The sequence below is a fragment of the Gryllotalpicola daejeonensis genome, from assembly GCF_039538145.1.
GTDB lineage: Bacteria > Actinomycetota > Actinomycetes > Actinomycetales > Microbacteriaceae > Gryllotalpicola > Gryllotalpicola daejeonensis.
The window spans coordinates 1100269-1115255 of sequence record NZ_BAABBV010000001.1 but is presented as its reverse complement, the minus strand read 5'-3'; the positions used below and the strand labels follow the sequence as shown (position 1 = coordinate 1115255).

The 14987-nt window shown below is 68.6% G+C and carries 12 protein-coding genes; 4 read left to right on the top strand and 8 right to left on the bottom strand.

What is annotated here, in order from left to right:
* Positions 1-245 precede the first annotated feature (245 nt).
* A complete protein-coding gene (locus tag ABD736_RS05530; RefSeq protein ID WP_344790742.1) occupies positions 246-1592 on the bottom strand; it encodes a zinc-dependent metalloprotease in 1347 nt (448 codons plus the stop codon).
* An 88-nt stretch (positions 1593-1680) separates the two neighbouring features.
* On the opposite strand from ABD736_RS05530, the gene ABD736_RS05525 reads away from it, so the two are divergent.
* Genes ABD736_RS05525 through ABD736_RS05515 form a run of 3 tightly spaced genes read left to right on the top strand, consistent with a single transcriptional unit; the run spans position 1681 to position 7413 of the window.
* Positions 1681-2817, top strand: coding sequence for a YlbL family protein (locus ABD736_RS05525; RefSeq protein ID WP_344790741.1), 1137 nt, complete (start codon positions 1681-1683; stop codon positions 2815-2817).
* Positions 2818-2826: 9 nt separating this feature from the next.
* Positions 2827-5790, top strand: a complete 2964-nt coding sequence (locus ABD736_RS05520) for a UPF0182 family membrane protein (RefSeq protein WP_344790740.1) — start codon at positions 2827-2829, stop codon at positions 5788-5790.
* Positions 5791-5814: 24 nt separating this feature from the next.
* Positions 5815-7413 carry a Mur ligase family protein gene (locus tag ABD736_RS05515; RefSeq protein ID WP_344790739.1) on the top strand — a complete coding sequence of 533 codons (1599 nt, stop codon included), beginning with the start codon at positions 5815-5817 and terminating at the stop codon, positions 7411-7413.
* Here ABD736_RS05515 and ABD736_RS05510 read toward each other — a convergent pair.
* Complete coding sequence (locus tag ABD736_RS05510) at positions 7400-8440, bottom strand: agmatine deiminase family protein (RefSeq protein WP_344790738.1); 1041 nt, start codon at positions 8438-8440, stop codon at positions 7400-7402. The genes ABD736_RS05515 and ABD736_RS05510 overlap by 14 nt on opposite strands.
* Complete coding sequence (locus ABD736_RS05505) at positions 8437-9390, bottom strand: nitrilase-related carbon-nitrogen hydrolase (protein ID WP_344790737.1); 954 nt, start codon at positions 9388-9390, stop codon at positions 8437-8439. Before ABD736_RS05505 ends, ABD736_RS05510 begins: the two co-directional genes overlap by 4 nt.
* A 117-nt stretch (positions 9391-9507) precedes the next feature.
* Here ABD736_RS05505 and ABD736_RS05500 point away from each other — a divergent pair, with 117 nt between their 5' ends.
* Positions 9508-10821, top strand: coding sequence for an HNH endonuclease signature motif containing protein (locus tag ABD736_RS05500; RefSeq protein WP_344790736.1), 1314 nt, complete (start codon positions 9508-9510; stop codon positions 10819-10821).
* 2 nt (positions 10822-10823) lie between these two features.
* On the opposite strand, the gene ABD736_RS05495 is transcribed toward ABD736_RS05500, so the two are convergent.
* From ABD736_RS05495 to ABD736_RS05475, 5 genes are all read right to left on the bottom strand, one after another.
* Positions 10824-11756 carry a hypothetical protein gene (locus ABD736_RS05495; RefSeq protein WP_344790735.1) on the bottom strand — a complete coding sequence of 311 codons (933 nt, stop codon included), beginning with the start codon at positions 11754-11756 and terminating at the stop codon, positions 10824-10826.
* 113 nt (positions 11757-11869) lie between these two features.
* Positions 11870-12190: a hypothetical protein gene (locus tag ABD736_RS05490; RefSeq protein ID WP_344790734.1), complete on the bottom strand. Its 321-nt coding sequence runs from the start codon at positions 12188-12190 to the stop codon at positions 11870-11872.
* A gap of 19 nt (positions 12191-12209) precedes the next feature.
* The gene (locus ABD736_RS05485; RefSeq protein WP_344790733.1) at positions 12210-13709 is read right to left on the bottom strand and encodes an amidohydrolase family protein; all 1500 of its coding nucleotides are present in this window, start codon (positions 13707-13709) and stop codon (positions 12210-12212) included.
* A 40-nt stretch (positions 13710-13749) separates the two neighbouring features.
* The gene (locus ABD736_RS05480) at positions 13750-14124 is read right to left on the bottom strand and encodes a hypothetical protein (RefSeq protein WP_344790732.1); all 375 of its coding nucleotides are present in this window, start codon (positions 14122-14124) and stop codon (positions 13750-13752) included.
* On the bottom strand, positions 14121-14987 hold the full coding sequence (locus ABD736_RS05475; RefSeq protein WP_344790731.1) for a DODA-type extradiol aromatic ring-opening family dioxygenase: 867 nt from the start codon (positions 14985-14987) through the stop codon (positions 14121-14123). Before ABD736_RS05475 ends, ABD736_RS05480 begins: the two co-directional genes overlap by 4 nt.

The following is a 14987-nucleotide window of genomic DNA, read 5'->3' as shown; positions in this document are numbered from 1 at the left end:
CCGCCTCGGCCACGACCGCCAGGCCGGTCTCGGGGACGCCGACTGCGAGCGCCGCGAGCAGGCGCTCAGTGGCGTAGCTCGCTCCGTCGAACACGCACACCACCGGGTCGACCCCGAGCTGCACCGCGGTGGGCGAGCGCCACACCACGGGAACCGTGGGGTCGAGTCGGAGGATCACGCTGCAAGCATCCGCCAAGCGACGCGCGCCCCGCTCGGACTGTCCACAGGGGCAGTCCGAGACCCGGTCAGTCTTCGGTCGGGCGGTCGCCGGAATCGTCGTTCAGCAGATCCTCGATGGCCTGGTCGAGCGCATCCATCTCGGCGTCGGCCGGGGCCGTGCCGCTGAGCTTCGCGATCAGCCGCTGCGGGTCGTCGATGTCGGCGGCCTCCGGCTGCAGGTCGGGGTGCGACCACAGCTCGTCGCGCTTCGCGGCGCCGACGGCATCCGTCACCTGCTGCCACATGGCGGCGGCCTCGCGCAGGCGGCGCGGGCGCAGCTCGAGGCCGACGAGGGTCGCGAACGCCGACTCGGCCGGGCCGCCCGCGGCGCGCCTGCGGCGCACCGTCTCCGCCACGGCATCCGCCTTCGGCAGCCGCGTCGTCGCCGACGCGGTGACCACGTCGACCCAGCCCTCGATGAGCGCGAGCTGCGTCTCGAGACGCGCGAGCGCCGCTTCTTGCGTCTCGGTCTTCGGCGGGATCAGCGCGCCGCTCGCCAGCACCTCGCGCAGCTCCTCGGGGTTCGCCGGGTCGAACGACGACGCCACGTCCTCGAGCCGCTCGGTGTCGATGCGGATGCCGCGGGCGAACTCAGTGATCGCCGTGATCACCTGCAGCCGCAGCCACTTCGCGTGGCGGAACAGCCGCGCATGCGCGAGCTCGCGCACCGCGAGATACAGCGCGACCTGGTCGTCGGGGATGTCGAGGCCGTCGCCGAACGCCGCGACGTTCTGCGGCAGCAGCGCAGCCTGCCCGTCGTCGAGCAGCGGGATGCCGACGTCGCCGCCCGAGACCACCTCGGTCGAGAGCTGCCCGACCACCTGGCCGAGCTGCATCGCGAACAGGGTGCCGCCGACGGCGCGCACCATCTGACCCGCATTCGCAAGCATCCCCTGGAGCTCCTCAGGCGCCTGCTCTCGCATGACCTTCGTCAGCGAGTCGGCGATCGAGTTGGCAACGGGCTCCGCCAGCTGCGTCCACAGCGGCATCGTGCGCTTCACCCACTCGCCGCGCGACAGCAGCGCGGGCGTCGAGGTGAGCGCGCCGACAGCAGTGGCCTCGTCGAGCCACAGCTCGGCCACGTGGAAGGCCTGCTCGAGGGCGGACACCTTCGCCGGGGGAGTGTCGACCGACCCCGACATCGCGAGCTGCCGCCCCTGCTGCAGCGCGAGGTCCCAGTTGATCGAGCCGTCGGCGTTGCCGCGCAGCGCACCCTGCAGCTGGGCGATGAGCTGTTGGATGCTCGCCGGGTCGCTCGGCAGGCCTGCAGCGCCCGCGAGCTTCTGCGGGTCGAGCTCGGCGTTCCCCGCCAGCATGTCGCGCAGCATGTCGCGCAGGGCGTCCTCTGGAGACTTGTCGTCTTCGTCCGACATCGGGGGTCAACCTCCACAGCTAGAGCGCGCAGGTACGATCAGACGGCCTGCGCAGGCAGAATTCCACGCTAGCCCGGAAAGAATCACGATGACCTTGTACCGCGAGGAGCCCGAGAACGCTGAGCGCGAACAGGAGCGCGAGCGCGGGCGGATGCCCCGCGGGAAGCGCATCGGATACGTGCTTCTCGTGGCCGCCGTCGCCGCGATCCTGATCCTCGGCTTCGCGCCCAGCCCCTACGTCATCGAGCAGCCCGGCCCGGTCTTCAACACGATCGGTGTCGATACGGCGGTCGGACAGCCGAAGCAGAAGGACGCGAAGCCGGTTCTGTCGATCCGCGACCGGAAGACCTATCCCACGAGCGGCTCGCTCGATCTGCTGACCGTGAGCGTCATCGGCAACCCCCAGCAGCTGCCGAACTGGTTCCAGGTCGCGAGCGCCTGGTTCCAGCGCTCGAAGTCGGTCGTGCCGGTCGAGGTCGAGTTCCCGCGTGGCCAGACCGCGGACCAGGCGAATCAGCAGAACGCGCAGCTGATGTCGACGTCGCAGCAGGATGCCACGGCCGCGGCTCTCACGAAGCTCGGCTATGACATCGAGCAGCACGTCGTGGTCGCGACCGTCGAGAAGGGCTCGGCGGCGGACGGCAAGCTCAAGGCGAACGACCGCATCGTCGCCGCAGACGGCAAGAAGCTGCAAACCGTGCAGGACCTGCGCGACGCGGTGCAGGCCGACCACGGCGGTCAGGTCACCGTGACGATCGAGCGCGACGGGAAGACGCAGGACATCGCGATCAAGCCGAAGAAGCACCAGGGCGCCTGGATCCTCGGCGTGACGGCCGGCCAGCAGTACGGCACGATGCCCGTCACGGTCGACTTCCAGCTCGCCAACATCGGCGGCCCGAGCGCCGGCCAGATGTTCGCACTCGGCATCATCGACAAGCTGACCCCCGGGTACCTGAACGGCGGAAAGCGTGTCGCGGGCACCGGCACGGTCGACGCGCAGGGCACGATCGGCGTCATCGGCGGCATCCGTCAGAAGATGTTCGCCGCGCGCGACGCAGGGGCGACCGTGTTCCTCGCCCCGCAGGGCAACTGCGACGAAGTCGTCGGGCACATCCCGAGCGGTCTGCACGTCTACGCGGTGAAGACCTTGTCGGACTCCCTGAACGTGCTGAAAACCGTCTCTGACCACGGGGATACCAGCAAGCTCGCAACGTGCCACAGCTAGGCTGAAAAGGTGAGTTCCGCCGCTGCCTCCGGCCCCGCGTCCCGCTCTGCACGGCCCCCGGTCGACCGTCGCAGGCGCGCCGCCGTGTGGATCACCATCGGGGTCGTCGTGGTGCTCATCATCGCGTTCTTCATCTTCGCGAGCCTGTTCACCGACGTGCTCTGGTTCCAGCAGCTCGGCTATCTCGGCGTGCTCACCACGCAGTGGTGGTGGGGGCTCGGCATGTTCGCGCTGGGTTTCCTCGGCATGGCGTTCCCGCTGTGGCTGTCGATCCAGCTGGCCTACCGACTGCGGCCCGTCTACGCGAAGCTCAATACCCAGCTCGACCGCTATCAGCAGGTCGTCGAGCCGCTGCGGCGCCTGGCGATGTGGGGCGTTCCGATCGTCTTCGGCCTGTTCGCCGGCATCGCGGGCTCGAGCCACTGGCAGCTCGCCGCGCAGTGGCTGCACTCGACGCCGTTCGGCACACGCGACCCGCAGTTCCACCTCGACGACTCGTTCTACATCTTCCGGCTGCCCTTCTATCACTCCGTCGTGAGCTTCGCGTTGGCCACGCTGATCATCGCCTTCCTCGCGACCATCGCCACGGCCTACCTCTACGGCTCGATCCGCATCAGCGGCCGCGAGGTGCGCATCTCGCGCTCGGCTCGCGTGCAGATCGCCGTGATCGGCGCCGTGTATCTCGGCGTGCAGGCGCTCAGCATCTGGCTCAGCCGCTTCGACACCCTGACCGACTCCAACGTCAAGGACATGATCAACGGCGCCGCGTACACCGACGTGCACGCGACCATCCCGGCGCGCACGATCCTCTCGGGCATCGCCGTGATCGTCGCGCTCGTGTTCGTGCTCACGGCCGTGACGGGCCGCTGGCGCTACCCGCTGGTCGGGCTCGCGCTGCTCATCGTCAGCGCCATCGTGATCGGCACCGTCTACCCCTGGGGTGTCCAGAAGTTCACCGTCGTCCCGAGCGAGAAGCCGAAAGAGACGAGCTATGTCTCGAAGGCGATCGACGCGACCCAGGCGGCCTACGGGCTGTCGAACATCACGACCCGCCAGTATGACGCGACCTCCGACACCCCGGCGGGCGCGCTGCGCGAAGACGCCGACACGACGGCGAGCGTCCGCCTGCTCGATCCCGCCGTCGTGAGCCCTGCGTTCCAACAGCTGCAGCAGTACCGGCAGTACTACTCGTTCCCCAACGACCTCGACGTCGACCGCTACGACATCAACGGGAAGACGCAGGACACCGTGGTCGCGGTGCGCGAGCTCGACCAGAGCGGCCTCGGCTCGTCGACGCAGAGCTGGTACAACGACACCTTCGTCTACACGCACGGTTACGGCATCGTCGCCGCCAACGGCAACCAGCGGCAGGATGACGGCGCCCCGCAGTTCCTCGAATCAGGCATCCCCACCTCGTCGAATCTCGGAAATTACGAGCCGCGCGTCTACTTCGATCACAAGTCGCCGACGTACTCGATCGTCGGCGCGCCGAAGGGCGGCAAGCCGGTCGAGCTCGACTACCCGGCCGGCAAGAACGGCGAGCAGGCGACCTACAACACCTATGACGCGAACGGCGGCCCCAAGCTGTCGAACGTTTTCGTGCGCCTGCTCTACGCGCTCAAGTTCCAGGACGAGCAGATCGTGCTCTCGTCGCAGGTGAACCCCGACTCGCAGATCCTCTACAACCGCGACCCCGCCCAGCGCGTGCAAGAGGTCGCGCCGTTCCTGAAGCTCGACTCGAACCCGTACCCGTCGGTCGTCGACGGCCACATCGAGTGGATCATCGACGGCTACACGACGAGCGACCAGTATCCGTACTCGAAGCAGCAGTCGTTCTCCGACGCGATCGCCGATTCCGACAACGAGCGCCAGCCGTTCGCGATGGACGACGTCAATTACATCCGCAACTCGGTGAAGGCGACGGTCGACGCGTATACGGGCAAGGTCACGCTGTACGCGTGGGATGCCAAGGATCCGGTGCTGAAGACGTGGCAGAAGATCCTTCCTCTCGACATCAAGCCGGTTTCCGACATGAGCGCGCAGCTGATGAGCCACGTGCGCTACCCGGAGGACCTGTTCAAGGTGCAGCGCCAGGTGCTCGGCTCGTACCACGTCACCGATGCGGGCTCGTTCTTCTCGAGCGAGGACGTCTGGAAGTCGCCCTCGGACCCGTCGAAGGACACCACGACGGTGCAGCCGCCGTACTACCTGACGATGAAGCTGCCCGGGCAGAAATCCGCCGCCTACACGCTGTACACGACCTACATCCCGAACTCGGGCCAGAGCAGCAGCCGCAGCATGCTCAAGGGCTATCTTGCCGTCGACTCCGACGCGGGCGAGGTCAAGGGAAAGGTGTCGAAGGACTACGGCAAGCTCACCCTGCTGACGATTCCCTCTGACGACAACGTCTGGGGCCCCGGCCAGGTGCAGGCGACCGTCGAGTCAGACCCCGACGTCTCGACCAAGCTGAACCAGCTGCGCTTCGGCGGCTCGACGCAGGTCGAGTACGGCAATCTGCTGACGATTCCGGTCGGCGGCGGCATGCTCTACGTCGAGCCCGTCTACGTGAAGTCGACCGGGTCGACGAGCTACCCGCTGCTGCAGGAGGTCATCGTCTCGTTCGGCACGAAGGTGATCATGGAGCCCACGTTGGATGCCGCGCTGGACGAGCTCTTCGGCGGGAACTCCGGGGCGCCGACGCCTGACCAGAACGTGAACCCGACGACGCCGGTTCCGACCGGCACCCCGTCGCCCACCCCGACGCCCGAGGCCACCGGAACGCCGACGCCTACGCCGTCCGCGACGCCGGCGGCAGGCAACTCGGCGGCGCTGCAGAAGGCGATCTCCGACGCGCAGCAGGCCTACGACGACTCGCAGACCGCGCTCAAGAACGGCGACTGGGCGGCCTACGGCGAGGCGCAGTCGCGCCTGAAGGACGCGCTGCAGCGCGCCGCCGACGCCGAGGGCAAGTAGAGGGCGGCTCGTTAGACTCGAGGGATGCAGAGCGTTCCTCCCGTCCTTCGCCCAGAGCACCCGACGCCCCGGCCGCTGACGGAGTTCGCGGCGCACTTCGGCCTGGAGGTCGACGGGGCGCTCGAGGGCCTCACGGCCACGGGAATCACGCTCGCGACCGCCGATCTGCGCGCAGGCGAGATCTTCGTCGGCATCCACGGCGTGCGCGCGCATGGCGCGTCGTTCGCGCCAGAGGCGGTCGACAAAGGCGCCGTGGCGATCGTGACGGATGCCGACGGGCTGAAGCTCGTGCGTGACGCGGGTCTCACCGTGCCGGTGCTCGTGACGGACGACCCCCGCGGCCACCTCGCCGACTACTCGGCGTGGGTCTATGGCACGGCGGACTCACCGCTCAAGATCCTCGGAGTCACCGGCACCAACGGCAAGACCTCGACGGTGCACCTGCAGGATGCGCTGCTGACCCAGCTCGGCGTCGTCTCGGGCATGTCGTCTTCTGCGCAGCGGCATATCGCCGGCGAATCCATCACCGCTCGCCTCACCACGCCGGAATCCAGCGAACTGCACGCGCTGCTCGCGCTCATGGTCGAGCGCGGCGTCGAGACGTTCGCGCTCGAGGTCAGCGTGCAGGGCATCGTGCGCCACCGCGTCGACGGCTTCAAGTTCGACGTCGCCGGGTTCACCAACCTGCAGTACGACCACATGGACGACTTCAAGGACATGGACGAGTACCTCGAGGGGAAGCTGCCCATGTTCCGCGCCGACCGTGCCAAGCGGGCGGTCGTCTCGCTCGACACCCCCGCCGGCGCCAGGGTCGTCGAGACCGCGCGCGGCGAAGGCGTTCCGGTGACCACGATCGCGACCCCGCAGATCGCCGTCGACCAGGATCTCGCCGCCACCGCCGACTGGATCGTCACCGCGGGCGAGAGCACCGCCGACGTGCACACGCAGTTCACGCTGCGCTCGGCCGACGGCTCGAAGTCGCTGACCAGCACCACGCCGGTCATCGGCGCGCACATGGTCGCCAACACCGGCATCGCGATCGTGATGCTGCTCGAGGCGGGCTACGCCTGGGACGACATCGTCGCCGTGCTCGAGCGTGACGGCGGAATCCAGACCGTGCTGCCCGGCCGCACCGAGGTCGTCACGACCGGCCGCGGCCCCGTTGTCTACCTCGACTTCGGGCACACGCCCGACGGCTTCGAGCGCACCACACAGGAGGTGCGCAAGGTCACGAAGGGCCGCCTGATCACCATGATCGGCGCCGACGGCTCGCGCGACACCACGAAGCGCCCCGCCATGGGCGCCGCCGCCGCGCTCAACAGCGACGCGACCATCGTCACCGACCACCACCCGCGGTGGGAGGACGCCGCCGTGATCCGCGCGGGGCTGCTCAAGGGCGCGCGCGAGGCGCGTCCCGACGGCGACATCCGCGAGATCTTCCCGCCGGAGGAAGCCATCAAGGCCGCCGTCGCGATGCTCGGGCCGGACGACGCGCTGCTCTGGTTCGGCCCGGGCCACCAGACGCACCGTGAGATCCAGGGCGTGCGCTACCCCTATGACCCGCGCGGCATGGCGACCGCGGCGCTCATCGAGTCGGGCTGGGGCCCCGTCAGCGAGAAGTAGCCGGGGCCGGCTGCTGCTGGGTGATGCAGTGGATGCCGCCGCCGCGGGCGAACAGCGGCCGCGCGTCGAGCGAGACCACGCGGCGCCCCGGGTAGGCCTCGGCAAGGATCGCCGCCGCCCGCTCGTCGGCGGCCTTGTCGCCGAAGGCGCACGCGATCACGCCGCCGTTCACCACGACGTGGTTGACGTAGTTGTAGTCGACGGGGCCCTCGCCGTCTTCGAGGATGCCGGGCGCAGGCAGCTCCACGATGTCGAAGCTGCGGCCTGAGGCATCCGTCTGCCCCTCGAAGAACGTGCGCAAGGCGCGCGTGACCTCGAAATCGGGATGGGCGGAATCCTGCTGCGCGTGCAGCAGTAGCATGCCAGGGCTCGGAATCGTGGCCACCATGTCCACGTGGCCGCGCGTGCCGAACTCCTCGTAGTCGCGCGTGAGCCCGCGCGGCACCCAGATCACCTTGCGGGCGCCCAGCGTGCGCGCGAGCTCGGCCTCGACGCGTTCCTTTGAGGCATACGGATTCCTGCCCCGATCGAGCTGCACCGTCTCGGTCACGAGCACCGTGCCCTCGCCGTCGGTGTGGATCGCGCCGCCCTCGTTGACGAGGAGCGAACTGACGACCGGCGTTCCCGCGGCGTCGGCGACCGTGCGCGCGATCCTGGAGTCCTTGCCCCACCTCGCCCAGGCCGGGGCACCCCAGCCGTTGAACACCCAGTCGACGGCGTTGAGTTCGCCGCGTTGGCCGTGCACCCACGTGGGCCCGATGTCGCGCATCCAAGCGTCGTCGAGCGGGGCGACCAGGGTGTCGATGTCGTCGCGCAGGTATCGAGCGGCGACCTCGACCTGGCTCGGGTCGACGACGACTGTGACCGGTTCGAAGTCGGCGGCCGCGGCGGCGACATCCGCCCACATCTGCCGCGCCTCGTGCGCGTCGGCGGCGGTGTCGCCGAGCGTGTAGCCGCCGGTCGGGAACGCGAGCCAGAGGCGCGCGTGCTCTGAGGTCTCGGCGGGCCAGTGCGGGGCGTCGTTCACGAGCGGGCGAGCCCCGCGTAGGTGTCGGGCCGGCGTGTGGTGAAGAACGGGAACAGCTCGAGCCATTCGCCGCGGCTGGTGAGGTCGAGATCGGCGACGAGCACGACGGATTCGTCGCGCGGCGCCTCGACGAGCACGCGGCCGAAGGGGTCAGAGATGAAGCTGGTGCCGTAGAACGTCAGCGTGCCCTCGTCGCCCCAGCGGTTCGGGACGATCATGTAGAGCCCGCTCGTGATGCCGTTGGCGACGATCACCTTTTGCCACAGGGGAGCGGTGTCGAAGTTCGGGAAGTCGGGCTCAGAGCCGATGGCGGTGGGGTAGGCGAGGATGTCTGCGCCGGCCAACCCGTAGCTGCGACTCACCTCGGGGAACCACTCGTCCCAGCAGGTCGGCAGGCCGAGCTTCGCACCGCCGAGCTGCGGCACGTCGTAGACCGGGTAGGGGTCGAGGTTCGGGCCGGGCCGGAAGTAGGTGTCTTCGTAATAGCCCGCCGTCACGGGGATGTGCGTCTTGCGCGTGCGGCCGATCAGCTCGCCCTCAGGGCTCACGACGATCGCGGTGTTGTACCCGCGCGGGTCGTCGGGCTGGTCGTCGTCGGTGCCGTCGGTGCCGGGGCGCTCGTAGAGGCTCGCGTGCACGACGAGGTTGTGCGTGGTCGCCTGCTCGGCCGCGAAGGCGAAGGTCGGGCCGGCCAGCAGCGGCTCGGCGGTCTCTTTCACGTTGCCCGTCGCGCGGACATCCGCCGGGTACTTCGAGAACGTCAGCTCAGGCAGGAACACGGCCTGCGCACCGGCCTCGGCGGCGAGCGCGATGCCCTCCGCGAGCTGCGCTCTGAGCGCGTCGGCATCGGGCAGCCAGCGGTGCTGCACGAGGGCGACGCGCACCATGCGGCGCGGGGCGTCGTCGGTCATGAGGTACGGCTCGGGCGTTTCGCCGGTGATCACGCGCATGCGCCGATTGTGTCAGAGGGTCTGTGACGCGCGCGTTTCCTCATTCGAGATTCCTGTCTGTGGATAAATATTTGAATGTCTGGCTTCAATGTCAGTGGTCGCTGCTTGACTGTGGTCATGAACCACCCCACCGGCATCGAGCCCTCTGACGGCTCCGCGAGCGCGGCCGAGCGCACGCGCGAGCGTCTGCTTGATGAGGCGCGCGGGCTGCAGGTCGCGCAGGCGCGCGCCGAGGCGGGGCTGATCGAGGTCGTCGTGCGCGCGGTCGACAACGCGGTCGCGCACCCCGAGATCGAGCTGATTGCGGCCGACCCGAAGGCGACGGATGCCGATTATGCGGCCCGCTCGGCTGTGCTGGGGCTCTCGCTCGAGCTCGCGGTGAGCCAGGACCAAGTGCGTGCCTTGCTTGACGAGGGGCGCGTGCTGACGAAGCTGCTGCCGGCGACCTGGGCGGCCTTCCGTTCCGGGGCGGTCACGCATCAGAAGACGCGGGTGATCCTGAAGCACTTCCGCACGCTGCCGGTGGACGAGGAGATCCAGCTCTACTTCGACCGGGTGATGGCAGAGGCCGCCGCGGTCGTGAATGTGAACCGGCTGGGGCGGAAGGCCTCGCGCCTGGCGCAGCGGCTGACGGACCGGCCGCTGGAGGTGGTTCACGCCGAGGCGGCGAAGGCGCGCCGGGTGTGGGTCGACATCGAAGAGGGCACCGGCATGGCCTACTTCACCGCCTACCTGCACGCCGACGAGGCACTCCTCGCGAAGGGGCGGCTCGATGCGATCGCGAAGACCCTCGATGACTCCGGCCGCCCCGAGGCAGAGCGCCGCACTGCCGACCAGAAGCGCGCTGACGTCACCGCCGACATCTTGATCGGCAAGGGCGAGCCGAGCCAGGCGCGTCCGCGTGTGAACGTCTACGTGCCGCTGATGAACCTGGCGCACTGCCCGGAAGAGGTCAAGCCCGCCTCCATCAACGGCGTGGTGCCAATCTCGGCCGAACGCGCTCGTGAGCTCGTCGGGGCTTCCCCGACGCTGACGCGCATCTTCACCGACCCGGTCGACGGCGCGGTGCTCGGCGTCGGCCGGAAGAAGTACCTGCCCAGTGCCGATCTGAAGCGCTTCGTGCTGGCCCGCGACGAGCTCTGCGGTACCCCGGGGTGCATGCGCCCCGGCGACGAGTGCGACCTCGACCACCGCATCGACTTCGCTCGCGGCGGCGAGACCAGCGCCGAGAACCTGACCCCGCGCTGCCCCAAGGACCACACCGTCAAGCACGCCACACGCTGGCAGGTCGACACCCGCGAAACCGCGGCGGGCGCCACTGAGGTGTGGACCTCGCCCGGCGGCAGGCGCTACTGGGACCGCAGCCTCGACCCCCCGCCCCGCCCCAAACGCCGCAAATACGACGTCCTCCCCGACGAGGCGCCGTTCTGACGTCACATTTCGGGCGGCGGCTCAGGAACCCCGAGATCGGCCAAGATCTTCTGGGCCACTTCGCGCGCCGACCGTGGGCTCAGGCGCGTCCGCGGCGCGATTTCGACCTTTCGTTCGCTGCCGTCGGCTGTTGTGACTGTGAGGATCACCCCCGGCGTGCCGATGGTGCCGACGTCTTCGGAGACGCCGGCGATGATCTGCGCGCGTGGAATCGAAACCGACTTCCAGAACTTGCCGTGTGACGGCACCCACACCGTGAGATCGCGTTCCGTCAGCGTGAGGAAGGTGCGCCTGCGCGGTGGTGTCGGAGAGTCGGGATTCGCGAGTCGCGCGTAGAGCTTGAGCGTCGTCATCGTGAAGTTTCCCCAGGCTGACGCTCCGGGCAGCTGCGCCTCCAACGACCGCCGGCGGGCGGTGAGGCTCACGAGATCTTCGCCCCCGACGAGACCCAGGGTTGCCAGGAGGAACGTGGCCGCCCAAGACAGGGATGCTGCCGTGAACTGACCATCCGTGAGCCGCAACCAGTTCCACATGATGGCAGTCAGCACGACGACCGTGAGACACCCGCACGCAGTCGCGGAAGCCCACGAGATGACTCCGACGAGAATGCGGAGGCAGCGCACGCGCCTGACGTCCTTGGGAAGCAACTCGTCCAGAATCGTCGCCGCTGTCGCGGCAGCCGAGAGCGTTGGACGTTGGTTCTGGTAGGTCTTCACATTTTCGTTGTGCGCGGCGACGACCCCAAGCGTCCAGATGAGCAGGATGGTTGGCACGAACACTTCGACGATTGCGATCCCGCCGTTGTCGTCGCGCCACCATGCGGTGTTCCTGAGCAGAGTGGGGCCAAGGATGAACGTCAGCACCAAGGCAGCGAGCGCGGTGAGGACGAGCACGACGAGTGTCCGCACGACGAATGCGGGAACTGGCTTCGGCACCCAACCGCCTGTCTCGAATCAGCGTCGGGTCGACGCAGGTTGGAGTGATCGTACCGACCCATGCCTCTCTGACGAGTGCCGATAGCGGACCCCAATACGGGCGTCGCCCGGCCTCACCGCCCGCTCTCGACCGAGACGCCGGGCACATCGCGCAGTGTCTCGACGAGCTTCGCGCGCACCCGCACCTCGATGTCGTGCCGCGGGGCGCTGCCTCGCGCGAGCTCAGCCGCCGTGCTGATCGCGTCGTCGAGGGCGCCGACGACGGTGTGCCGCGCACCAGAGGCCGGCGACTCGGACTCACGGATGACCCGGTCGAGGGTGGCGCTCGCCTGGTCGAGCTTGCGCTGCGCAGGCATCCCCGGGTCCGTGACGATGCCGACGAGCTTGTTCACCAGCTCGCGCGAGAGGTGCGCGACTCCGCGGGAAGAGGCCATGCCTCAATTCTGAGGCACGCTAGTGCGGTGCTTCAGACCGCGAGCGCGCATGCGCCCGCGCCGTCTCCTGCGCCTCTTCGGCGTGCGTGCGCACCGTCGCATACTCGGTGTACATGTACGGGTTGTCGAGCACCTTCGACTCGGGGATCTCGGGGTTCATTCCCGCGTTCCACACCTCGCTTCCGAGCTCGGACTCGAGATACGACACCGTCTCTTCGACCAGCCGCTTCGCCCGCGCCACATCGATGCCGACGAGGTGGTGGTCGAGCTTCACGACCTGCCCGTCGACCAGAACGGTGTGCACGTCGCCGCGGCCGGCCTGCAGCGCGATGTGCCCGTACGGGTTCACGATCGGGAACATCGTCGGGTCGTCGCTCTTGAGCAGCACGACGTCGGCCTTCTTCCCCGGCTCGAGCGACCCGACCACGTGATCGAGGCCGAGCGCGCGTGCGCCGCCGCGCGTGGCCATGTCGACGACCTGCTCGGCACGCAGTGCGTGATGCGTGATCGTCTGGCCCGCCGCGTGCGCGATCATGTGCTCGTGCGCGCGATCCGCGCCGAGGGTCGAGCGCATGGCGCTGAACAGGTCGGACGAGAACCACACGCTGGTGTCCACCGACAGCGACATGGGGATGCCGAAGCTGCGCAGCGCCCACGAGGGCGGGAACCCCTGCCCGCAACTCTCCTCGCTCTCCGTCGAGAGCGACACCGAGCCGCCGGTCGCGGCGATGCGCTGATAGGAGTCATCCGTCAGCGTCGCCGCGTGCACGTAGATCGTGCCGGGCGTCATGAAGCCGTTGTCGTACATGAGGCGGATGCCGTCGTCGTTGGTCGCGCCCCACACGCCGGCATGCGTCGTGACGGTCAGGCCGAGGTCCCGTGCCACTTCGAAAGCCGCGCGCTCGGGGAACTCAGGGTCACCGGTCACGTCGAAGGCGAGCTGGAAGCCGAGCCGGTCGCCGCCGGTGTTGTGGTCGCGGATGAACTTCTGCACGTCCTCGCGCACCGACCACTCCCACGGCCCGGCGAAGATGTTGCCGTAGGCGAAGACCCACCGCCCGTTCGTCTCGGTCAGCGCCGACAGCGCCGCCTCGGCGTGGTCGACGGTGCGCAGCCCGTGCGACCAGTCGACCGAGGTCGTGACCCCCGCGTCGAGCGCGTCGATCGCTGAGACGAGGTTGCCCGCGTAGTGATCCTCCGGCCGGAACTTCATGCCGTGCTCGAGGTAGTACCAGACGAAGTACTGCGTCAGAGTCCAGTCGGCGCCGTAGCCGCGCATCGCCGTCTGCCACATGTGCCGGTGGGTGTCGATCATTCCCGGCATGACGATGCCGTCGCTCGCGTCGATCTCGAAGGTGCCCTCCGGCACGTCGAGGTTGTGCCCGACTGCGGCGATGCGGCCGCCGGCGACGAGCACGTCGCCACCGCGCAGCAGCGTGTGCCGGTCGTCCATGGTCAGCACGGTGCCGCCGCGGAACACGATGGGTTGGCCGGATGCCGGCACGGGACGGTCTGACATGAGTGCTCCTTTGCGCTCGGGTTCGGGTGGAGGTTCGGCTTCAGACTTCGACGGAGGGGTAGTCGCGCCCGAGCCAGTGGCTCAGGTTCGCGGCCATCTCGCGCTGGAACGAGAGGGGGCCGAGACGCCCCGCGTACTCCTCGTCGTAGAGCGCGATCATGATCGTGAGATTCAGGAAGAAGTGCGCGCCCATCTCGAACAGGGCGACGTAGTCGTGGTCGATGAGGGCCGCGCGCTCGGCCGCCTCGAGCTTCAGCCACGAGGTGCGCTCCACGGTGTGCGAGACGCCGAGCAGGGTGCCCTGCCCGTTCTCCCACTCGGCGACCAGTCGCGCGGCATCCGTTCGATACCGCTCGAGCAGCTCGGGGTCGCGGTCGATCTCGTAGAGGAACTTGTCGACGAAGTAGAGGCTCATGAGCGCGGGTCTCCATTCGGATACCAGGTGACGTACATTTCGCGCGTGTGGAAGAGGTCGAGCTGGTCGACATACGCCGCCTTCTCGGGGCCGGCGATGCCGAGCATGAGCACCAGGTCGAGGAATCCGGGGGTCGCGTTGCCCGACTGCGACAGCTTCTCGAACGTGACGTCCTCGAGCACCGCGTCGACGTCACCGCGGGCGAGCCAGTCGATCGCCTTGAGGTCCCACTCGGGGTCGGGGCCGTGCTCGCCGAACTGGCGCGGGCCGCCGAGCTCGAGCGACAGGTGCCCGGTGCCGATCGCGGCGATGCGGATGTCACGCGGGTACTCGTCGATGATCTGGCGGATGGCTCGGCCGAGGTCATAGAAGCGGCGAGCGCTCGGCAGCGGCGGCGCGAAGATGTTCGTGTAGATCGGCACCACCGGCAGGTCGGCCTGCGGCCGCGTCGTGATGATCGGGCAGATGATCGAATGGTCGAGCTTCAGCTCATGGCTGATCGAGAAGTCGAAGCCGCGGTCGAGCAGCCCTTGGAACATGTAGCCGGAGAGGTCTTCGTCGCCGGCGAGCGTGTACTTCGGGATCGAGAACTCGCGCTCCTCGTTGTAGAACGTCGCGTCGTAGACGGGCTGCTTCCCGATCAGGAACGTCGGGTAGTTGTCGAGGAAGAACTGGTGGAAGTGGTCGCTGCCGACCATCACGAGCAGCTCGGGCTCGGCCGCCGTCAGCGTCTCGCGGTAGGCCTCGACCTTCGCCTTCCACTCGGCCGCCTGCGGCATGCGCTCGGCCTCGGGCGTCAGCTCGGTCGCCTTCAGATAGAACGGGTGGTGCGTCGATGCCAGCACGGCGCTCAGGGTTGCCAT

Excerpts from the sequence above, each read along its gene's own strand:
- ABD736_RS05530 (WP_344790742.1), bottom strand. The coding sequence starts at position 1,592 with ATGTCGGACGAAGACGACAAGTCTCCAGAGGACGCCCTGCGCGACATG.
- ABD736_RS05525 (WP_344790741.1), top strand. The coding sequence starts at position 1,681 with ATGACCTTGTACCGCGAGGAGCCCGAGAACGCTGAGCGCGAACAGGAG.
- ABD736_RS05515 (WP_344790739.1), top strand. The coding sequence starts at position 5,815 with ATGCAGAGCGTTCCTCCCGTCCTTCGCCCAGAGCACCCGACGCCCCGG.
- ABD736_RS05505 (WP_344790737.1), bottom strand. The coding sequence starts at position 9,390 with ATGCGCGTGATCACCGGCGAAACGCCCGAGCCGTACCTCATGACCGAC.
- ABD736_RS05500 (WP_344790736.1), top strand. The coding sequence starts at position 9,508 with ATGAACCACCCCACCGGCATCGAGCCCTCTGACGGCTCCGCGAGCGCG.
- ABD736_RS05490 (WP_344790734.1), bottom strand. The coding sequence starts at position 12,190 with ATGGCCTCTTCCCGCGGAGTCGCGCACCTCTCGCGCGAGCTGGTGAAC.
- ABD736_RS05485 (WP_344790733.1), bottom strand. The coding sequence starts at position 13,709 with ATGTCAGACCGTCCCGTGCCGGCATCCGGCCAACCCATCGTGTTCCGC.
- ABD736_RS05480 (WP_344790732.1), bottom strand. The coding sequence starts at position 14,124 with ATGAGCCTCTACTTCGTCGACAAGTTCCTCTACGAGATCGACCGCGAC.
- ABD736_RS05475 (WP_344790731.1), bottom strand. The coding sequence starts at position 14,987 with ATGGCAACCCTGAGCGCCGTGCTGGCATCGACGCACCACCCGTTCTAT.